The sequence below is a fragment of the Pseudoalteromonas sp. 2CM41L genome, from assembly GCF_023161905.1.
Lineage (GTDB): Bacteria > Pseudomonadota > Gammaproteobacteria > Enterobacterales > Alteromonadaceae > Pseudoalteromonas > Pseudoalteromonas atlantica.
Window position 1 is genome coordinate 190,616 of sequence record NZ_JALNTN010000001.1, and the last position, 20,546, is coordinate 211,161.

The 20,546-nt window shown below is 38.9% G+C and carries 16 protein-coding genes; 5 read left to right on the top strand and 11 right to left on the bottom strand.

Annotation, left to right across the window (positions count from 1 at the left end; genetic code table 11):
- Nucleotides 1-81: 81 nt before the first annotated feature.
- On the bottom strand, nucleotides 82-837 hold the full coding sequence (locus MTF64_RS00845) for a glucose 1-dehydrogenase (protein WP_004586289.1): 756 nt from the start codon (nucleotides 835-837) through the stop codon (nucleotides 82-84).
- 298 nt (nucleotides 838-1,135) lie between these two features.
- Between MTF64_RS00845 and MTF64_RS00850 the strand changes: the two genes are divergently transcribed.
- Both MTF64_RS00850 and MTF64_RS00855 read left to right on the top strand, forming a co-directional pair.
- Complete coding sequence (locus MTF64_RS00850) at nucleotides 1,136-2,041, top strand: LysR family transcriptional regulator (RefSeq protein ID WP_248450141.1); 906 nt, start codon at nucleotides 1,136-1,138, stop codon at nucleotides 2,039-2,041.
- A 1-nt stretch (nucleotide 2,042) separates the two neighbouring features.
- Nucleotides 2,043-2,990, top strand: a complete 948-nt coding sequence (locus tag MTF64_RS00855) for a LysR family transcriptional regulator (RefSeq protein WP_248450142.1) — start codon at nucleotides 2,043-2,045, stop codon at nucleotides 2,988-2,990.
- Between the two features lie 64 nt (nucleotides 2,991-3,054).
- On the opposite strand, the gene MTF64_RS00860 is transcribed toward MTF64_RS00855, so the two are convergent.
- Nucleotides 3,055-4,062: a zinc-binding alcohol dehydrogenase family protein gene (locus MTF64_RS00860; RefSeq protein ID WP_248450144.1), complete on the bottom strand. Its 1,008-nt coding sequence runs from the start codon at nucleotides 4,060-4,062 to the stop codon at nucleotides 3,055-3,057.
- A gap of 205 nt (nucleotides 4,063-4,267) precedes the next feature.
- On the bottom strand, nucleotides 4,268-5,152 hold the full coding sequence (locus MTF64_RS00865; protein ID WP_248450145.1) for a LysR family transcriptional regulator: 885 nt from the start codon (nucleotides 5,150-5,152) through the stop codon (nucleotides 4,268-4,270).
- Nucleotides 5,153-5,263: 111 nt separating this feature from the next.
- Between MTF64_RS00865 and MTF64_RS00870 the strand changes: the two genes are divergently transcribed.
- Nucleotides 5,264-5,989, top strand: coding sequence for an amino acid racemase (locus MTF64_RS00870; protein ID WP_248450147.1), 726 nt, complete (start codon nucleotides 5,264-5,266; stop codon nucleotides 5,987-5,989).
- A gap of 26 nt (nucleotides 5,990-6,015) precedes the next feature.
- On the opposite strand, the gene MTF64_RS00875 is transcribed toward MTF64_RS00870, so the two are convergent.
- Nucleotides 6,016-7,266 carry an NADH:flavin oxidoreductase/NADH oxidase family protein gene (locus tag MTF64_RS00875; protein WP_248450149.1) on the bottom strand — a complete coding sequence of 417 codons (1,251 nt, stop codon included), beginning with the start codon at nucleotides 7,264-7,266 and terminating at the stop codon, nucleotides 6,016-6,018.
- A gap of 87 nt (nucleotides 7,267-7,353) precedes the next feature.
- Here MTF64_RS00875 and MTF64_RS00880 point away from each other — a divergent pair, with 87 nt between their 5' ends.
- Nucleotides 7,354-7,758 carry a MerR family transcriptional regulator gene (locus MTF64_RS00880; protein ID WP_248450151.1) on the top strand — a complete coding sequence of 135 codons (405 nt, stop codon included), beginning with the start codon at nucleotides 7,354-7,356 and terminating at the stop codon, nucleotides 7,756-7,758.
- 34 nt (nucleotides 7,759-7,792) lie between these two features.
- Here MTF64_RS00880 and MTF64_RS00885 read toward each other — a convergent pair whose 3' ends face one another.
- The 6 genes from MTF64_RS00885 to MTF64_RS00910 all read right to left on the bottom strand — a co-directional run bounded on the left by MTF64_RS00885 (nucleotide 7,793) and on the right by MTF64_RS00910 (nucleotide 16,789).
- Nucleotides 7,793-8,155, bottom strand: coding sequence for a hypothetical protein (locus MTF64_RS00885; protein WP_248450152.1), 363 nt, complete (start codon nucleotides 8,153-8,155; stop codon nucleotides 7,793-7,795).
- A complete protein-coding gene (locus MTF64_RS00890; protein WP_248450154.1) occupies nucleotides 8,155-8,706 on the bottom strand; it encodes a GNAT family protein in 552 nt (183 codons plus the stop codon). The genes MTF64_RS00885 and MTF64_RS00890 overlap by 1 nt, the downstream gene beginning before the upstream one ends.
- Nucleotides 8,707-8,749: 43 nt before the next feature.
- The gene (rmuC, locus tag MTF64_RS00895) at nucleotides 8,750-10,216 is read right to left on the bottom strand and encodes a DNA recombination protein RmuC (RefSeq protein WP_055254232.1); all 1,467 of its coding nucleotides are present in this window, start codon (nucleotides 10,214-10,216) and stop codon (nucleotides 8,750-8,752) included.
- 776 nt (nucleotides 10,217-10,992) lie between these two features.
- On the bottom strand, nucleotides 10,993-14,136 hold the full coding sequence (locus MTF64_RS00900; RefSeq protein WP_248443605.1) for a DEAD/DEAH box helicase: 3,144 nt from the start codon (nucleotides 14,134-14,136) through the stop codon (nucleotides 10,993-10,995).
- Between the two features lie 436 nt (nucleotides 14,137-14,572).
- Complete coding sequence (locus tag MTF64_RS00905; RefSeq protein WP_004586300.1) at nucleotides 14,573-15,535, bottom strand: hypothetical protein; 963 nt, start codon at nucleotides 15,533-15,535, stop codon at nucleotides 14,573-14,575.
- Between the two features lie 15 nt (nucleotides 15,536-15,550).
- Nucleotides 15,551-16,789 (bottom strand): AAA family ATPase, encoded by a 1,239-nt coding sequence (locus tag MTF64_RS00910; protein WP_054981985.1) that lies wholly within the window; start codon nucleotides 16,787-16,789, stop codon nucleotides 15,551-15,553.
- 774 nt (nucleotides 16,790-17,563) lie between these two features.
- Between MTF64_RS00910 and MTF64_RS00915 the strand changes: the two genes are divergently transcribed.
- The gene (locus MTF64_RS00915; RefSeq protein ID WP_004586302.1) at nucleotides 17,564-18,778 is read left to right on the top strand and encodes a hypothetical protein; all 1,215 of its coding nucleotides are present in this window, start codon (nucleotides 17,564-17,566) and stop codon (nucleotides 18,776-18,778) included.
- A 62-nt stretch (nucleotides 18,779-18,840) separates the two neighbouring features.
- Here the strand turns inward: MTF64_RS00915 and MTF64_RS00920 are convergent, their stop codons facing one another.
- On the bottom strand, nucleotides 18,841-19,716 hold the full coding sequence (locus MTF64_RS00920; protein WP_248450156.1) for a DNA replication terminus site-binding protein: 876 nt from the start codon (nucleotides 19,714-19,716) through the stop codon (nucleotides 18,841-18,843).
- Nucleotides 19,717-20,546: the final 830 nt, after the last annotated feature.

The following is a 20,546-nucleotide window of genomic DNA, read 5'->3' on the forward strand; positions in this document are numbered from 1 at the left end:
ATTTTTATTTGCTCCCTCGTTAAAAAGCCGATGCGTAAACATCGGCTTTTAAATTAACACTAAATAAGCAATAAAGGCGTGTTAGTAGTTAATTGCGCCACCATCAACGTTAATACATTGTCCGGTCATAAAATCGCTGTCTTCACTGGCTAAAAAGTAAATAGGGCCAAGTAAGTCTTCAGGCTCCATTGCACGTTTAATTACTCGTGAGCCTAGTGTGCTATTTTTAGCTTTATCAAACTGTGCGTTATTTTTAACGCCTTCGCTTTCGGTTAAGCCAACTAATAGGCAATTAACTAAAATATTATCGTTAGCAAGCTCAGTGGCCAACGCACGTGTTTGCCCAACAACCGCGCCTTTAGATGCCACATAATGGCAAAACATAGGTGCACCGCGTAAAAATGTACCCGATGCAATGTTAATGATTTTACCACGACCTAATTTACGCATGCTAGGCAACACTGCTTTGGTACACTGAAAAGGCCCACGTGCATTTACGCGCATAACTAAATCCCATTCGTCTTCAGATATTTCCCAAAATGGTTTAAGCTCAAGCGCAGCAAATATAGCAGCATTGTTAACTAATATTTCAACCGGGCCAAATTCAGCTTCGGTTTGTTTTACCATGGCATCTAACGATTCACTATTCGTTACATCTACTTTGCAGCCTATTGCTTGGCCGCCAGCGGCAATAATTTCAGCTACAGCTGCGCTTGGGTCGGCTAAATCAGCAAGCACAACTTTAGCGCCTTGTTGAGCTAAACCTTTTGCATAAGCAGCGCCAATACCTTGTGCTGCACCAGTAACGATGGCTACTTTGTTGTTTAATCTTTTCATGGCTTTATCTCTTAGTCATTAATAAAAATATAAGCGTGCTTATTCACGTACAGCGATACTGCATTATTAATAAACCCGACTTGGCGTTAGAATGGATAAAAAGAAGCGTGATTGCTGCAGTAGCACGTATTAACTCCATTTTGTTGTAAATAAATAGTTATTTACGCAAAAAAATGTGTTTATAACGCTATAAAAACTCACTAACTGTGCAAAAATGCGATGTGTGGACTTTAACTGTTTTTATAAACATAATTAATACGATCTTTATTTAAAAATTATAAACAAGGCATTGCTAATAATGGATAAGCTAACCACCATGAAGACTTTTGTAAGTGTTGTACAAGAGGGGTCTTTTTCTAAAGCTGCCGATAAGCTCGACATATCGCCGCAACTTGTGAGCAAGTATGTGTCTGCGCTAGAAGAGGGACTTGCTACCCGATTACTGCACCGCACCACGCGTAAAGTAAGCACTACCGAGGCGGGAGATCACTATTTTACCCGCTGTTTACAGGTGCTAGACGATATAGACGACATGGAAAATTCGCTCGATAACCTAAACGAAAATGTCTCTGGTGTGCTCAGTATTAGTGCCCCTATGTCGTTTGGGGTAAAGCACTTAGCACCGCTATTGGTTGAGTTTCAAAAGCGTTATCCAAATTTAAAATTAGATCTAAACCTTACCGACCAGTTTGTTGATATTGTTGAGCAAGGTATTGATATAGCGCTGCGCATTGGGGTTTTAAAAAGCTCATCACTTATTGCTAAAAAAATAGCGCCTATTAGGTTAGCGGTGTTTGCCTCTCCTTCTTATTTAGCGCAGCACGGCACGCCTACTACCTTAGAAGAGCTGCAATCGCATAACTATTTACGCTACGCACACACCGAGCCTACCAAAAAGCTACGTGGAGCGAACGAGCTTAAAAACGAGTTAAAGCTTGAAAGTAACCTAGTTGCTAACAATGGCGACCTGCTACTCAATGCCGCTATAGCAGGGGGCGGTATTGCCATGCAGCCAACATTTATAGCTGGTGAGGCGCTGGCACAGGGTAAAGTAGTACGTATATTAAAAGACTACGAGCCTGAGCCAATAGGGCTTTATATGGTGTACGCAAACAGGCAGTTTTTACCCAGTAAAGTGCGCGCGTTTGTTGATTTTGCGAGCAATTATTACACCGATACACCTTATTGGGATTTAGGAGAGTGAGATGTCAATCACCAACCAATTAGCGTTATTTGTTGATGTAGTACAGCAAGGCTCATTTGCAAAAGCCGCGGTGCTGCACGATATGGACAACTCATCGCTTTCAAAGCAAATTAAAAAGCTAGAAAGCAGTTTAGGTATTCAGTTACTTAATCGTTCTACGCGCTCGTTTTCGCTTACCTCCGCAGGGGAGGAAATACTCCAGCAAGCGCATATTTTAATTGATACGCTCAGTGATATTCATAGCATTGCCGACTCCTACCAAGCAAAACCTAAAGGTATTTTGCGCATTACCTCGGGCATGTTTTTTGGGCAGCAGTATGTGCAGCCTGCCATTAATTTATTTATGCAAAAATACCCTGAGGTAAAAATAACCCTCATGCTTGATGATAAGCGCAACGATATTATTGCCGATCATTACGATTTAGCATTTAGAATTGGCAAATTGAATGACTCCAATCTAATGGCAAAAAAAATATCTGATATGCACTTTGCTTTGGTTGCCTCTAATGACTTTATTGCACGCCATGGTATGCCAAGCACACCCGAAGAACTTATCGCCTTACCTGCAGTGGTTTATGGCAATGGCGATGTAAGCCTAGATCAAATAAAATTAAGCACTCAGCCTCATGGTGATGAATACAAAACTCACAAAATGAAAGGCAACTATAAGGTAAGCGATGTACGCGCCATGCTTGATGCCACAAAAGCGAGTTTAGGGTATGTGATGCTAGATTTATTTAACCTAGAAAAACCCATAGACGAAATGGGGCTAGTGCCGCTATTAACTAATTATAAGCTTAGCGCATCGGGCACAGGTATTTATGCGCTGTATCCTCACCGTAAACAAACGCCACTAGTGAGCGAATTTATAAAAACTGTACAAGAGTATATTGGCAGCCCTGCATTTTGGGTAAAACATATTCCTAATTACAACCAGTTATATAAATAATAGCCACAAAAAAGCCCCGTTAGGGGCTTGGGTATACTCAAAAAAACTATATTAGCTAAAGGGCTTAAAAGCCTTCTAACACCACTTTACCTTTAGCGGTTTGCGATTCAAGGTACTGATGCGCTTTGCGTAAATTGGCTGCGTTAATTTTACCTAAGTGCTCACCTACCGTGGTTTTAATTTGCCCTTGGTCAATCATCGTGGCTACGTTGTTTAAAATAACGTGTTGCTCTTGCATGTCGTCGGTTTTAAATAACGAGCGAGTAAACATAAGCTCCCAATGTACCGACACGCTTTTGTTTTTAAATGGCACAATATTAAGTGTTTCAGGGTCATCAATAAGGGCAAATTGACCTTGTGGCTTCACTACTTTTTCAATTTCAGGTAAGTGCTGCTCTGTATTGTTTAAGCTAACAACGTAATCCACTTCGCTTAAGTTTTTAGCTGCAAATTCTTCACTCAACGGGTTACGGTGATTAACAATAGTGTCGGCACCTAAATCTTCTAACCACGATATTGTTTCAGCACGAGAAGCACTGGCAATAATATTTAATTTAGTGCGCTGCTTTAATAGCTGCACCATTATTGAGCCCACACCACCGGCGGCACCAATAACTAAAATGCTTTTAGAATCATCGTTTTTAGCTACATTTAAACGGTCAAACAATAATTCCCACGCAGTAATGCTGGTAAGCGGCAATGCTGCGGCTTCGCCATACGAAAGCGAACTTGGCATATGGCCAACAATACGCTCGTCAACTAACTGAAACTGCGCGTTACTGCCTGAGCGCGTAATGTCGCCTGCGTACCATACTTTGTCGCCTGGCTTAAAAAGCGATACGTTTTCGCCAACCGATTTAACAACCCCAGTTGCATCCCAACCAATTACTTTATACTCGCCCTCAGCTGCTGGCATTGCTTGGCGAATTTTAAAATCAACCGGATTAACCGATACCGCTTTAACTTCTACTAAAATATCGTGGCCGTGTGCTGTTGGCGTTTCAAGTTCAATGTCTTGTAATGATAATTCGTTTTCGATAGGTAAACTTTTTTGATATCCAATTGCTTTCATGGGAGTTGCCTCGTTAGCTAGTTAATACTCTGTGTTGATGAGGCTATTTTGGCTTTATCAAGAGTATTAAAAAAGAGACAAAAAGCCCAATTATTATGGAAATAAAACTCCATAATAAAATAGGTAAATAATTAAAATTTCATTGCACATAGCTGTTATCGTTTTAAATTAGAAACGCCTGTTTAACTGTAACGGGGGTTTACAGTTAGGTTATATTTAGCTCAGTTAATTTATTCCACACACTTTCGCCACCGGGGTGCAAAGCCGCATGATATCTATACGCATAGTAAGTTATTGGCACGCAGTGGTGCTCACTCCCTACAACTACCAAGGTATTATTTTTAAGCTCGTTTAATATAACGTAGTCGGGCAACCAGGCAATACCATTGCCCGCTAGAGCGTGCACTTTTAAAAGCTCAGTCATGGATGAAACAAACACCTTTTTAAGCTTAGCGCCCGATATAATAGGCTCTAACTGCCGCCCCATGTAGGAGTCGAGGCTGTAGGCTAAATGCGGTATAGGCGCTGCGCTTTCTAGGTTATATAAGGCTTTGCCTTGCTCGTCACAGGCGCTAACAGGTAACAACTTAGCATTACCTATTTTTTGATGACTAAACGGCGGCAGTTTAAGGCGTTCGTTATCAAAGGCAATAAGTAAGTCGCATTCACCTTGCTCTAGCGCTTCGGTGGCTTTATCTACGTCTATAGCCTCTAAATTAAGTACAATGTCGCGCTCATCTTGTGTTTGAAAGTTAGCGAGTTGTAAGGTTAAAAAACTCGCTAAAGAATGTGCGGCCGCTACCTTTACAGAATAATTTTGCTGCACCGACAACTCCTCAAGCATGCTAACCGAGGTATTCATTTGGTTAACTAAATTACGCGCCGTTATATGAAATATTTTACCGCTTGGGGTAAGAGTAATAGGCAAGTTTTCTCGGTCGATTAGGGCTGCGCCAAGGGCATCTTCAAGGGCTTTTATACGCCGACTAAATGCAGGTTGCGTAATATGCCTAAGCTTTGCCGCTTGCGAAAAGCTTTTTGTGTGCGAGAGCGTTAAAAAATCTTCTAACCATTTACTTTCAATATTCATAGCGACCACTTAGTTATGCAGTTTGTGCATGGGCGGTAAAATAATAGCATTATTCAAACTAAATAAAACACTATAAATTAAGCCTATAAACTCAATAACCGGAATGCAATCATGCTTAGAACTCTTGGCGTATTAGGTGGAATGGGGCCTTTGGCTACCGCCTCATTTATGAATCAGGTAATTGCGCTATCGCCCGCTAAAAATGATCAAGAGCATATACCTATGTTTATAAGGAATATCCCGCAAATTCCTGACAGAACAAAATTTTTAATGGGTCTTGAAGATGAAAACCCATTTTTTGAGCTTAAAAAAGGCTTTAAAGAGCTAACAAGCTTAGGTGTAAGTTGTATTGTTATTCCGTGTAATACCGCGCATTACTGGTACGACGCGCTCACTAAAAATGCCGATGTACACACCATTAGCATTGTAAAAAGCGTTATAAAACAAGTAAAAACCACGGGCAAACAAAAGGTTGGTATTTTAGCCACTACCGCTACGCTTAATATGGGCATTTACCAAAATGCGTTTAAGCAGCACAATATTGATTTTGTTGAACCAAACACTCAACAACAAGCAACCATAATGGATGGCATAACCGCCGTAAAAGCGGGCGATTTAAATAAAGGTCGCCACTTGTTAAGCAAGGCATACGACTTAATGCTTGCTCAAGGTGCTGACTGCGTGTTGTTTGGCTGTACCGAAATACCGCTTGTGTTAAATGAACAAGCCAAACACTCGCCAGACACCTGCCTAGATACCATTGCTATTTTAGCGCAAGAGTGCGTTAACTGGGCATATGCTAACGCCCATCAATCAACGCTTTCAAGTGTGGCATAGAAAATATCAGTTTAAACTAGAGCTAATTAATTTAGCTCTTTTGCAAAGCGTTTTCGATAGCGCTTTGTAAGCTTTGCAGCGCGTATTTGGTCACTTATTAAAGTAAAAATAGCCGAGGCATTTGCTTTAACGCGTTTGCCTTGGCCCACTCGGCGAATTTGCCTTTTTACCAGCGCCATAGTGGCAAGCCCAGCAAGGGTTTTGTCTTTAAAAGTAACGCGCGGCATAAGCAGGTTTTGCGTTGGCTGTGTTTGCCAGCTATTAACTAAATCTGGCTGATAGGCCAGTGCTGTGGCCATACCAACGAGCGCTACGCCTGAGCTAATTACTTTATTTGCCACATCTAACCGGCTAATGCCACCGGTGGTCATAATGGGTATGGTTGATTGCTCGCTAATTGCTTTGGCAAACTCTAAAAAGTACGCCTCACGTGCAAGTGTACGTTCATCGCCTGTTTGTCCTTGCATAGCTGGTGCTTCGTAACTTCCGCCCGAAAGCTCTACAAAATCAAGCTTTAATGCACTAAGCATATTAACAACTGCTTGCGCATCATGCGGTTCAAAGCCGCCGCGCTGAAAATCGGCTGAGTTTAACTTAACCGATACCGAAAAACCGGCGCTGCATTGCGCTTTAATACTGCGTGTTATTTCAAGTAATAATCGCGCGCGATTCTCAAGGCTACCGCCCCATTCGTCATCACGCTTATTAGTTAGTGGAGATAAAAACTGCGCTAATAAATAGCCATGTGCAGCGTGTATTTGCACGCCATTAAAACCTGCTTTTTCGGCCTGTTGCGCTGTATGGGTAAAACGAGTGATAACATCACTAATCTCGCTTTTATCCATAGCTGTTGGCTGGGCAAATAAGTGAGAGTGCTTACCCATATTAAGCGCAATATCAGAGGCACTTAGCGCTTTACCACCCATTTTTTTAAATACTTGGCGGCCAGGATGATTAATTTGCATCACAATTTTACAGTCGTTTTGCTGCCCTAAACGAGCAAGCTCTGCAAAAGGCGCTATATCGGTTTTCTGCTCAAGGGCAAGGCCGCCTGGCCCTGTCATTGCAAGGTGGTCAACCATAACATTGCCGGTAATAATTAACCCGCAACCGCCTTTTGCCCATTCGTTGTATACATTTTTAAGCACTTGCGATGGCGTTAGGTCGGCCTCTGCGAGGTTCTCTTCCATAGCGGCTTTTACTACTCGGTTTTTAAGCGTTAAACCGCTTGGTAGGGTAAAGGGCGTAAATACAACAGATTGTTCAAACTCAGACATACATATAAACCATAAATTGACATTACAGGCACTATAACCTTAAAGTCAGCTTTAAGGTCAACCCGCTTTTTTATAGTAGAGACAATAATGAAAATAGGTGAACTAGCTAAGCACTCAGGTATTGCAGCAAGCACCATACGGTATTACGAAAGTATAGGGCTGCTGCCACACGGCACGCGAAATAACAACGGGTATAGGCAATACGACAAAGTCAGTGTAGAGCAGCTTAAAATGATTAAGTTTGCACAAAGTTTAGGGTTTTCGCTTGAAGAAATCCCCTCCCTACGTAAGCCTAATGAGGAGCTAGATCACAACGCCATTATTGAGCGCCTTGGTGAAAAACAACATGAAGCTAATGCACTAATTGAGCAGCTACAGCGTAAGTCTGAGCGTATTGCTAATTTAATTACACTGCTTAATGCAAACTGGTCTAATGGAGAGTGTATTGGCGATGAAAAAATAAATGAGTTATTGAATGAGGTGGAGTATTAAAGGCGTAAGCGAGTACATGCGAGCTTTAGTTGTATTAGTTTTGCGGCGCTTTACCATGAAAATTGATATAAAGCTTTTGTAAGTTGGCAGGCACTAGAGGCCAACCAACCGCAATAGTATGAGAACTTGCGCCCCAAAATAATGTTTCTACGTAATATGCGTCTATGTATTCAATTACTTTTGCCTCAGCGTTTACTAGCTTTTCAGCCATAAAACTTAAATAACGCTGGGCTTGCTCCACATAGCCAAGAGCAAAAGCGTGTGTTGTGGCTTTAGAAAACGCCTCCATTTTAAACGTGGTTTCGTCTTTATCATATATGCTCAGCAACGCTTTAACTTCAGGGAATTGAGCAGTAATTTCGTGCAATAACTTATAAATTACAACATCCGTTTTCATCACTTGAACTCCGCGCTTAAAAGTCCAAAGCATTTTAGGTCGTGAAACTGCCCTTTCCAAAAACCACTTTGTCGCCTTGTGCCTTCTTCACAAAAGCCAAGCTTTATTAAAAGCGCCTCTGATGCGTTATTTCCTGGTACTGTGTCGGCTTGTATTCGATTTATAGCACCGCAACTTAGCAACCCATCAAAGGCAGCTTTTATAATCATATGAATAGCCTCAAAAGCATAGCCTTTACCCCAATACTGGCTATTAAGGTCGTAACCAATAAATGCGTGCTTCATTGGTACTGACCAACTATTAAAACCACAAGTACCTATTAACTCATCAGTATTTTTTAAACGGATAGCCCAGCGGATCCCTTCTTCATTTTTATACCGAATATTGAAAAATTCGATTAACTTATCGGCCTGAGAAACTTGAGTAAAGGGCGCCAGATCATAGTATTTAGTAACACCTTGGTCTGAAAAAAGAGCAAAAATAGCGTCTCTATCCTCATAACTAATAGGGGTTAACGCTAACCTTTGCGAATTGAGTAAGGGAAAAACCATTAACCTTCCTTTTAATGTATAAAACAGTAGAGATAAATCGAATTTAATCTAGCTCTAATTGGGCTTTTTCTACGCTGTCGTTTGGTAACTCTTTTTGAACCGATACACCTAGCTCTTTAAATTCTGAAGCTTGTTTAATTAAGTTACCTTTACCACGGTAAAGCTGTGAAAAGGCTTTATCGTAGCTTTCTTTTGCGCGGTCTAGTTGTTTGCCAACACCTTCCATACTCGTTAAAAAGCCATTGAGCTTGTTGTAAAAGCGCTCTGCACGATTAGCCAGCTCTTTAGAGTATTTGGTTTGCTCTTCGAAGCGCCACAGCTGTTTAACAATATTAAGGCTTGTAAGCAGAGTAGTTGGTGTAGCAACTAAAATGTTTTTTTCGATAGCTTGTTGGTAAATATCGCTTTGATATTTAAGCGCCTCTACAAATGCAGATTCTATAGGCACAAACATAATAACTACTTCAGGCGAATTTATACCAGGGAGACGATCGTACGATTTACTGGCAAGCTCGTTAATACGCGCGGTAACAGCATTTACATGCTCTTTAATTGCTTGGCTAGCCTCTAGCTCGTTTTCGGCATTAACGTAGCGGGTATAAGCATTTAGCGATGTTTTAGCGTCAATCACTAAGTGGCGGCCCTGAGGTAAATACACCACTACGTCGGGGCGCAGTCGACCGTCTTCGGTATTAAACGATACTTCGCGTTTGTAGTCGGTACCCGCACGCAGGCCTGCGCTGTCGAGTACGTTTTCGAGCATTAGTTCGCCCCAATTACCTTGGGTCTTTTTTTGCCCTTGTAAGGCATTACTAAGTTTATCGGCTTGCTCGGTAATAGCTTGGCTTTTAGCTTGCAAGTGCAGTAGCTCAGTTTTAAGGGCTGCACGTTGTTTTAAGTCTTCAACGTGAATCGATTCCATTTTATCTCTAAAGCCTTTTAGCTCCCCTTGAACTGGCTTTAATAGTTGCTCAATGCTTTCTTGATTTAGGGTTTTAAAGCTTTGCGATTTTTCTTCTAAAATTTTATTAGCTAGGTTTTCAAACTCTTTTTTAAGCACATTTTTGCTTTGCTCTATTTGTGCAAGCTGCTCGGTAAAGTTTTGCTGCTTTTGCTCAAGCGTAGTTCGCATATTATTAAGCTCAATATCGCGCTGGTTATATTGCTCTCGCAAGGCACTAAGTTCGCCTTCGGCTTTACGCCAAAAATGGTTGTATTGAACACTTTGTTTTTCTTGCTCGCTAAAGCGAGTTTTAAAATGCTGCGCTTCATCGCGTTGCTCTTGATGTGATTGCTCGAGCAGCTCGTGCTCATCAAATAAGGCCGTGTATTGCAGCTGTTTATTGTCGTACTGGTTTTGTAATAACGATAACTGTTGCTGTTGCTCGCTAATGTGTTGTTTTAATTTATTTCGAGAAGGGAGCGACACTAGGCCATATAGTACTAGCCCTGTTGCAAGCCCTGCGCTGGCACTTAACCAATCTATATGCGTTAATAGCTGAGTAAACATAAAATAAACTTATAAAATTTAGAGACATGCCATCATAACGAATAAAGGTAGTGGGGGGTAGAGGCGTAACATTTACTAAAGGCATAAAAAAAGCCAGCTAAAAGGGCTGGCTCAATCATTACTAAATTTAGTAACCAATCAGGGAAATCAACATGAAGCTTGTGATAACTGCAATTAATCAACAAGCGTAATAGTAGACGCCACTCATTAAATTAAGTTCACATAAAAATATAAATAATTATAAAAACTAAATGTGGGCATAAAAAAAGCCAGCTCCTTTTAAGCTGGCTCAATCATTACTAAAATTAGTAATTAAACGGGGTAAATCAACATGAAGCTTGTGTTAACTGCAATTAATCAACAAGCATAATAGTAGACGCCGCACATTAAATTAAGTTCACATAAAAATATAAATAATTTAAAAATTAAAATGTGGGCATAAAAAAAGCCAGCTTAAAAGGAGCTGGCTCAATCATTACTAAATTTAGTAACCAATCAGGGAAATCAACATGAAGCTTGTGATAACTGCAATTATTCAACAAGCATAATAGTAGACGCACCCTTTTAAATTTAGTTCAAACTATTTATAAAAAATGCAATTTAAGGAGTTAATTACAGGCATAAAAAAAGCCAGCTAAAAGGGCTGGCTCAATCATTACTAAATTTAGTAACCAATCAGGGGAAATCAACATGAAGCTTGTGATAACTGCAATTATTCAACAAGCAATATAATAGACGCCGTTTGGTTAAATTAGTTCACATGCTAAGTAAAAAAATTAGCTTTTTATAAGTGATAACATTTGCTGCTCATCAAACGAAGTAAAGCTCATTGATTTATCGGTAAATAATGCATCAACAAGCGCTTGCTTATCTTGCTGCATTTTAAATACCTTTTGCTCTATTGAATTGCTCATAATTAATTTATAAACAAACACTGGATTTGTTTGGCCAATACGATAAGCACGATCGGTGGCTTGTTTTTCAACAGCCGGGTTCCACCATGGATCAAAGTGAATAACGGTATCGGCTTGAGTTAAGTTAAGCCCAGTACCGCCTGCTTTTAAACTGATTAAAAACACCGAGGTTTTGCCACTGGTAAACTCGTCAATAACTTTGTCGCGATGACGCGTTTGCCCAGTTAGCATACTAAATTTGATATTTATATCGTTTAAACGCTCTGCAATTAAATCGAGCGCAGAGGTAAATTGACTAAAAATAATCACTTTACGACCAAGGCTTAGCATTAACGGTAAATGCGTAGTTAGCCATTCTAATTTTGCTGAACCTGCTTGTGTTTCTGGCTCAATTAATTTTGGATGACAACAAATTTGCCTTAGCTTTAGTAGCGCTTCTAAAAATGCGAGCTTACTTTTTTGTGCGCCTTGCTCAGCAAATAAGTCGATGAGCTTTTCTTCTAGGGCGCGCGTAATACCTTGGTACATATCTTTTTGCTTAGGTTCAAACTCAAACTCTTTTAACAGCTCTGTTTTTTGTGGCAGCTCTTGAGCTACCTGCGCTTTTGTGCGGCGTAATATAAACGGCATAATAAGCGCTTTTAGTTGCTCAGCTCGCTCTGAATCGGCTTCGCGCTCAATAGGTGTTTGAAAGTGCTGTTTAAAGTGGGCTTGCGAGCCAAGTAATGAAGGCATTGCAAAGTCGAGTAACGACTTAAGCTCAAACAAATTATTTTCGATAGGCGTACCGCTTAAACATAACTTAAAGTCGGCATTTAAACGCTTAACTAAGCGCGAGACCTGTGCAGTATCGTTTTTAATATATTGCGCTTCGTCTAAAATAATATTTTCAAAGTAAAGTGGCGAGTAGTAAGCAATATCACGCTTTAATAATGGGTAAGTAGTTAAAATACACTGCGCTTGCGCTAAATGTTGTAAAGGCTCATTACGTTGCGAGCCAAAAATAGTGGTTACTTTAAGACTTTTAGCAAATTTGGTTATTTCGTTTTGCCAATTACTTACCAGACTTGTAGGGCACACTATAAGAGTAGGCCCCGCTTGCGGGCGATTAAAACTGCTGGCCAAAAAGGCAATAACTTGTAGCGTTTTGCCAAGCCCCATGTCATCAGCTAGTATGCCGCCTAATTTGTGGCGCTTTAAAAAGCTAAGCCAATCAACGCCTTGTTGCTGGTATTCACGTAGTGTTACCGAGTCATTTAAACCGTGTAAGGGCACCACTGGCATTGCCTGCTCGGTGTTGTTTAACTCATCAAGATAACGCTCCAATGAGTCATCATGAAGGTCTATAGTAACTGCGGTATGCTTTACCAGCTCAGGTAAATAAGAAAGCGGGATATTAAATTCATCGCGTGTTTTAACAAATTCAAACCGTTGTTTAAATTCGGTCAGTAAATTAATGGCGGCTTTACTAATAACACCAAATTGACGCCCAACAGGATAGTAATAAAACAGCTCACTTTGACGATTTAACGATTGATACGTGGCATCATCGGTATTAAAAAGTACAGCGGCTTTGGCATCACTTAATTGCACTTTACAATGCATTTGGTGACCTGCAGCACGGTTTACATCGAGTGTAACGTGCCCTTGGGGGTCGGCTACATTTACTTTAGTTTGAGTTACCTGCCAGCCACGCTTTTTAAAGCCAGGGAATACTTCGTAAACAAGCCAATGTAAATGTATAGGTGATTGTTTATTAAATATAAACTCACTTTGTAAACCCCCTTTACAAAACTCAAAACCTAAATTTACTAACTCATTTGTTACTGTGTTTTCAAATGCACTATTTATTAAACTCGCGGGTGCTGTTCCCGCTAAATAATTTTTATTTTTATATTTAAATAATAGCGAAACTTTAAGCCCTTGCTCATCCATAGTGGCTTTTAAAACAGCATTACCAAGTTGCTTAACATTGACTTGTTCGTTATTCGGATGCGGAATAACACCGGCCCCAAAATTGTCGGCAAGTTGTTTATAAATGCGATCAAAATTAGCATCGTGAAGTGCGGGAATTGATTGTAAATGTGCTATTTCGTCGGCGCTAAGCTGTGTTCTGATCCGGCCGACTTTAAAGTGATCGAGGTCTAAATAAGCGGGCGGCGTGGTTTTTATCAATGCCCAATTTTTACTGTGTTCAAGCTCAATAATTAATTGCGATAACTCGTTTTGTTGCTGCCAATTAAAGTTAAGCGATTGCCCAGTTTGCGCTTTAATAGCAACACGAGAGCGTTGTAAAAATAAACGGTCGGTGGCAATTAATTGTTGTAAAGCGCTAAAGCCCCATTGACCTTTTAGCTCTAAATTACCCACTGCATTTTGTGAGCGAATCCAACTAAAGAGTCTAAAGTCACTTTCGAGCAAATCGTTTGGCGTTACAAAGCTATTTAATTGTTGCTCAGTTAAATTGCGCCCTAGCGTGTAATTATTATTTTTGTCGTAATTGGCAATTTTTGGCGTTAAAAATACTTTATTGTTTTCAATGTCTAATACAAATAAAAGAACTTGCGAAGGGGCTTTAGTATCAACACTTTTAAGTGCTGTCAGTTCACTAAACCAATCGTTAATAAAGTAGTCTTCTCCGTATTCACCTGAGTGCTCTATTTTAAGTTTAAATAATACAGCGGCTAAGTGCCTACATTTGGTTTTAGCATTACAGGTACAATGCGTATCAACAGAGTAACCAGTAGGTACTTTACTGATCTCAATGCGTTGGTTAAATGCTGATCCGTTGTCGCCTTGTACCGTTGAATCAATAACAGCAAAATCACTGCTGTGCTCTAACCAACTAATTTGGCCGTTTTTATAATACTCTTTGCCTTTATCGAGCACGTTGGGCCTAAACAGCTTTTTTATAAAGCGCTCAGAAAGAGGGAACAAGGTTGCCTGCTCATTTTTTATTTCTTCAAAAATAGCCAGTAAATCATTTTTTGATAAGTTAGCAGACATGTCACTCTAAGTATTAAATTTTTAAAATAATTCTGCCAGTATATTCTTTAACTGCGCACAGCAAAAGCAATATTAACGTTATATAAACTGGTTGGAGCTGCTAGGTTAGTAAAAAATCGGTTTATACGTACTTTATGGCACTTTATCTGCCAATATGAGAATAGGTAAACAGCAAACACACATGTTACAAACAATTTATTAACAACGCAGGGGCTTTACAGATCAGTTTTTTACTAACAAATTAAGATCCAGCATCAAATAGTCGTAAAAACTAAATTCAGTTAGTAAAAATGTGATCTTTAGAGCAAAAATGAGGGGTTTATGAGTTATAAATAGCAAAAAAGATCAGGATTTTACTAAGTAAAAAGCCCATCAGATCAGAATTTAACTAACCTAACAGGCTTTTAAGATCACTATTTTACTAAGTAATAAGGGGCTAATTAAACGCGCTTAACAACTTAGTAAGTTGTTCTAAGCGTTTGTCAGTCAATACTTTATTATCTATTTTAATAGATACGTCACCACTTTTTAAATTACGTTGTACGTTTATAAAGTTGTTTTCAAATACAGCTTCACGTTTAGCAACCACGCTAGGCTCGGTAGTTAAACGTTTAGTAATTGCCATAGCGCGTTTGTCGTCGCTTGTAATGGCGTTAATCTCATCGTCTGTATGTAATTCGCTAACTAGGGCATTAAACGCCTGCTCGTCGCGCTCCTTTGCACTAACAAGCTTTTTAGCGACTTCTCTGCCTACGTGATTAGCCGTTGGGTAAAGTGAAATTACATCAGCGGGGATTTGCTCGTACGCTTTAATGGCATCTGCAATTGCGGTGTGCGATACACCTTCAATAGCGGCAATTTCGCGATAAGAGCCTTTTTTACCTTGCTCAATAAGATCGTTCTTAGTTTGTTGATAAGCTTGCCCTAGCTCCCAAAGGCTTGGGGCTATGTACTGATCTGAAGATACAGCTAAAATTTTAGCGTCTTGATCGGTAAAATCAGGAGAGCTTAAAACTAAATAATCGGCATTACCTAAAATACATGCCTTTCGACGGCGTGAACCGGCAAGTACTAAGTTAGTATTTCCCTGATCCCAAAGTAAAGCAGGGTGTTGATTACGTCCATCTTCACTGATTGCAGGTAAAATATCAGAAACCGACTTTTCGTTTAATAGCGCTTGTACACGGCGGTTTTTACCGTAAACCGTGGTGCTAGATTCAATATCTGCATGAGCAATAACTTTACACACTAAAGTTATTTCGCGTGTAGGGTCGCTTGGCGCAGGCATTCTTATTACATCACCAGCGCTTGCTTGCTCAAGTAATGCATCGAGGCTGCTATTGCCTACGGCAGTTGCAAATGGATCTAAGCGGGTGTCGTTTTTACGTTTTGTAGCCATTTTTATATAACATCCTTACTTAGTGTTGTTAAGTGACGATTGGGTTGACTCCCAATTAGAACGAATAAGCATTTCTAATTCGTCCACAACATCTTTAATATTTTCTTGCGCGCGCAATAAAGACTCGCGACTTGCTAAACTATCCGATGCTTTTTGATCAAATATGGTATTAAAAGACGATGAACTAGCCGTAATTGCCGAGCTGTGATTAATTGGGTAGCTCATTACTTGGCGGCCAAACGCACTACGTACATCTTTAACAATATCGCGCTGTGAATGATTACCCTTAACGTAATTAGTCACTAAAAACTGCATAAAGTCCCAACCTTCATGACCAAGTGCCGCTACTGTGTGGTAAATCTCACCTAAACGCTTTAAATATTTATTGTTAGCATCAAAATCTACAGCTTCTGGATGAACCGGAATAAGCATCGCCGTAGAGGCCATTAAAGCATTATAAAACATAAAGTTAAGAGTAGGAGCGGTATCGATTAAAATAATATCGAATTCGTCTTTAACCGGCTCAATAACCTTTTCTAAAAGCTTATGATAATGACGTGTTTGTTCGTAATTAGAGGTGTCTTTTAAAAGTGTTGCGGTCTCGTGTTCAAAGTAAAAGTCATCCATACCTGAGGGTAAAACACGAATATTTGGAATATGCGTAGTCACAAAAGCACTAGAAACAAACTCTGGCCAGGTTTCGCCTTCGTCTAAATCAATACAATCACGCATTAAGTCGCCTACCGTAACAGGGTCGTGATCGTTAGAAGGGAAAAAGCTAGAAGACGAACCTTGAGGATCTAAATCAATAATACCAATACGATAACGTTTGATATTAGTCGTCGCCAACGCTGCAGCAATATTAACCATACTGGTTGTTTTACCACAGCCACCTTTAAGTGAATTAATAACAATAACTTGGAGTTTATCGTTAGTAGTGCGGTGATCTGGCTGAATATCCATGATATCGGCCATCGCAAAAATATTAACTAACGTGTACGCATAGTGCCCATTTGCACCACGCTTAATATTTAAATCATCAAAGTCACCATTGTCATGACGACGTTTTAAGGTACGATTATTACACCCTAATAAATCTGCTGCCGCTTTTTGGGTGTAAGTTCTTAATTCTTTTTCTTCTGATTTAAGATGAGCGCGATAGTGTTGTATGCGTCCTTTTAAAGATTTTTCAGCAACTTCGGCTGTTGCTTTTAAAAGCCGGTAAGTACTTAGCGCGTTATTATTGATAGACATACTTTCTTCCTCAAAGTTAGGCAGTTAGTATAATGTCCATTCAAATAGCTGTAAACAACTATTTAAGGCGACATGCATTTTAATAACAAGACATTTAAAAATATTTTTACACCTTTAAGATTGCTTAGTATAAATAAAGAAGTTTAAAGGTGGTTAAATATATAAGGTAATAAAGGTTAAGGGTGTATAATGGCTATATAACTATATGATATTTATAAATAATGTTAAAAAAAGCAGATCACCTTTATACTTGGTTAAGATCAGATCTTTATCTACATGCAGATCAGCTTTTTACTAAGCCTTATTTAAATATTAAAGTTATGCACAACTTACTCAATAAGTTATGTACAAAATGACTGTGTGAGATCAGTTTTTTACCAAGTAAATTAGAAAGTTATACACTTAAGCTTACGAAGAACAGGGCGTTTAATTGGTATAGATCTGATCTGTAGTAAGTACAGATCAGATCTATGCTAACTAGAAGTGTTGTTATCCACAGCAGGTATTTATTTTACTAACGTTTGTCGTGTAAAAAGTTTAAAAATAGCGCTTTTAATGGACAAAAAATAAATTGAGTTAGTAAAAATTTAGCTTGAGAAGCTTATCTTAGTAAAATAGTGATCTGAAATTAAGCTTATCACTCCCTACTTAGTATAATAATGATCCGTTACGTTTATTTATACTCGGATCAGTTTTATACTAACTTAAACATTTAACTTTTGTTGCTTAATGTGTTGTTATTAGCTGTCGCAATAAAAAATGGAAATCAGAACAATGAGCCGAAAGGTCAACATCTCGGTAGATAACTTGCCCGATACACTTAGGGGCCAAATACACGGGGTGGAAAGTGCAATAGATAACGAAAGTTTAGCACTATTTACAGATAACAAAGATGTGCGAATTTCTATCGAAAATGCCGCTCATGGGTTACGTGCTTATTCAAACACGTTTAACCACTATGATTTATGGGGGCGTTTTGTACGTTCTGGGCATAAAAAATTGCCATTGGAAGAAGCACCTAAAAAAACAATTATTACGCGTAAAATATCCGAAAAAGTAGATGGTATTTTATATGACGGCGAAATAAAAATTACACCGGCCGTTGTAAGCACGCGTAAAGATGGCGAAGACGTAGAATATTTAGTGTGGCCATCGGATAGAGAAGAAAAAGTTGAGCGCGCGTTAATTCGCCTTGCATCGAAAGGTAAAATCGTAAAAATCAATTTTAAGTCCGGTATTCAATATGCCGTGGTTTTTTCGATGAACGAATTAGCCCAAGAACTTAAAGCGGTTGGCCAATCAATGCCATACCCACAAATTAAAGAATCATTAGAAGCACTTCAAGGTTCTAAACTTTCATTTAAATACTCGGCTACTGATACTAAAAATACAGATATTGATGACTCTTTTTATGAGTCAAATATGAACTTTTTATCATCTCTTCACTTTAGTGGTAAAAAAGGCCAAGGCGGCAACGTTAAATGTGTTGCATGTTTAAATGCATTTGTTCATAACATGATTGATAACCTTGAATACAAAGGGTATTACTTTAACAGTGCGCAAGAGCTAAAACGTGGTTTATCGCGTTGGATGATGCTGCGTTTATATCACCTTTGGCGTTATGCCGCGCCTGGTAAAACGTATCATTTTAGATTGCTATCTATTATGGAAAAATACGGCTCTATTTATTCAACCGACGATATCACAGAAAACAAACTAAAAGCATTACGCCGTGATATGACCACAACAATGAAAGACTTGATTGAGAAAGGAGCTATTTCGGAATACAGCATTACTAATGTAAAAGATGATAAAACCGGTAATATCATTGATTACACCTATGAAATGCATCCTTCTGATCAGTTTTGTGATGAGATACTCACGCTCAACAAGCACAATAAGCGTATTGAGATTCAAGGTGGTAAACGAATTGTCGAAAACGCAGTTTTAATTGATGAAGATAAAATAGAAGAAATAGTCGAAAAATAACAACGGTTAAAATACTAGACTACTTACCAAAAAGGCCACACTGTGTGGCCTTTTTAACATAATTAATTATCTACTTGTTCTAAGTAAAGCCTATCCACTAAAAAATCATACTCTTTTTTCCTCGGGTGAGACTGTGGTTTTTGATAATCTGGCAAAGTACCTAACTTAACATCGGGCTGTGGGTTAATTAAAATAAACGGCAATGCTGCACTTACGTGATACCTATTTTCTGCGGTATACCTAACATTAACTTGGGGACTTACTCGGGTAGGGCGGCGAATTCTTAACTTTTCTTTTTCACCTAAACTAGCTACTCGCATTTGCTCTTGTGCAACGAGGGACTGCCATTTTTGTTGGTCGATCATTCTTGGATTTCTATAACCGGCGGATTTGTCGAGCATTTCAAGCGCCATTTTTTTAGTTAGAGTTTTAGTGGCATGCTTATGCATCCAAGTAAATCTCACTGAAAAAGGGGACTCACTTTGAAAATGAATTTTTCGATAGGCTGCAAGAGTGATTAAATTTGGAACCGCGTTATGAACAGCTTCAAATCGAGCATCGTTATTATCGATAGCCAAAACACACTCCTTAAAAGCAGCCTTAGCTTTATTAACTTGTTGTATTCGGCTAGTTAATGCTGCGACATCTGCATTTTTTAGAACCAAAAGCCCAGGATGACGCTTGAGTACTCTACTACTTAAACTTTCTTTTTTATAAATATCAGTAAACGAATTTAAAATTGCCCTATGAGCAATTTCGCCGGTTAATTTTTTTACAGGAATTGACTCGGGAATAATATTTTCATCAACACTATTTATATCTGGTAGCTGATAATACTCAGCCTTTGAATATTCACAGACACGTAATTCATCAATCAATAACGATGTTAATTCATTCATTAAATCAAACTGACTTCTTATTTGTACTTTAGAAACCATAACCACCCTGAGAACACATCTTACTTATGTAATTATTAAGTTTAACCCTTTGCTTTGTTTTTTTAAAGTTTATTTATTTACTAAAGTTAAGATTACGTTTAATTAAAATTAAGTATGATGTGTTCTTTTACGTTGTTTGCTTATGCTTGTGAGATATTTGCATATAACAGAAAGAACTAACGAACCCAGGCGTGATCAATACACTTATGTTTATTTAAAAATTTGTTGTAACGCAGGTAAATGCTAGGGCGATGTATACTTTTATATATTATCGCTCTGTGTAAAATAGTTATTGAGCCTTTAGTTTAAGGCCAGCAATCAATTTTTTGGTTCGACACTTTAGATAGTGTTGGGCACTCATTGTATAATTGCTTATAAGTGATACTTGTAATACAGCGCTAGGCTCCTGTAAGGGGGAAGGCTGCTCCGTGAAAATGAACTCTATACAACTTAATATTTTAAGTAGTCGTTCATACAGACTGTTTTTAGTAGCCCTAATTAGAGTACTGGCATCGTCTAACAACCTGATCACAGTTGTACAGAATAAAGTGGACTTATTATTATAGCTTTACATAACCCTGAATCACTTAGCACACACTCAAGATAAATTCTAGCCACTTGGTTGATTTAATTAAATTACCACTGTAAAGCTAAGATTACATTTAACCGACTTTAAGTATGATGTGTTCCTAGCGAAACCGTTAACTTTAAGGCTTTGAATTCAATTTGGTTTGGGATGGTTAAAAAAACGCCTTCATATATTTAACTTATTGTATTTAAATAAAAATAGTGAAATTAAAACACGCTTAAAACTAAGCATGAACAGCCTC

Coding starts and splice junctions, on each gene's coding strand:
- MTF64_RS00885 (WP_248450152.1), bottom strand. CDS start 8,155: ATGAAAACGGATGTTGTAATTTATAAGTTATTGCACGAAATTACTGCT.
- MTF64_RS00875 (WP_248450149.1), bottom strand. CDS start 7,266: ATGTCTGAGTTTGAACAATCTGTTGTATTTACGCCCTTTACCCTACCA.
- MTF64_RS00915 (WP_004586302.1), top strand. CDS start 17,564: ATGAGCCGAAAGGTCAACATCTCGGTAGATAACTTGCCCGATACACTT.
- MTF64_RS00865 (WP_248450145.1), bottom strand. CDS start 5,152: ATGAATATTGAAAGTAAATGGTTAGAAGATTTTTTAACGCTCTCGCAC.
- MTF64_RS00890 (WP_248450154.1), bottom strand. CDS start 8,706: ATGGTTTTTCCCTTACTCAATTCGCAAAGGTTAGCGTTAACCCCTATT.
- MTF64_RS00900 (WP_248443605.1), bottom strand. CDS start 14,136: ATGTCTGCTAACTTATCAAAAAATGATTTACTGGCTATTTTTGAAGAA.
- rmuC (WP_055254232.1), bottom strand. CDS start 10,216: ATGTTTACTCAGCTATTAACGCATATAGATTGGTTAAGTGCCAGCGCA.
- MTF64_RS00845 (WP_004586289.1), bottom strand. CDS start 837: ATGAAAAGATTAAACAACAAAGTAGCCATCGTTACTGGTGCAGCACAA.
- MTF64_RS00920 (WP_248450156.1), bottom strand. CDS start 19,716: ATGGTTTCTAAAGTACAAATAAGAAGTCAGTTTGATTTAATGAATGAA.
- MTF64_RS00870 (WP_248450147.1), top strand. CDS start 5,264: ATGCTTAGAACTCTTGGCGTATTAGGTGGAATGGGGCCTTTGGCTACC.
- MTF64_RS00860 (WP_248450144.1), bottom strand. CDS start 4,062: ATGAAAGCAATTGGATATCAAAAAAGTTTACCTATCGAAAACGAATTA.
- MTF64_RS00880 (WP_248450151.1), top strand. CDS start 7,354: ATGAAAATAGGTGAACTAGCTAAGCACTCAGGTATTGCAGCAAGCACC.
- MTF64_RS00910 (WP_054981985.1), bottom strand. CDS start 16,789: ATGTCTATCAATAATAACGCGCTAAGTACTTACCGGCTTTTAAAAGCA.
- MTF64_RS00855 (WP_248450142.1), top strand. CDS start 2,043: ATGTCAATCACCAACCAATTAGCGTTATTTGTTGATGTAGTACAGCAA.
- MTF64_RS00905 (WP_004586300.1), bottom strand. CDS start 15,535: ATGGCTACAAAACGTAAAAACGACACCCGCTTAGATCCATTTGCAACT.
- MTF64_RS00850 (WP_248450141.1), top strand. CDS start 1,136: ATGGATAAGCTAACCACCATGAAGACTTTTGTAAGTGTTGTACAAGAG.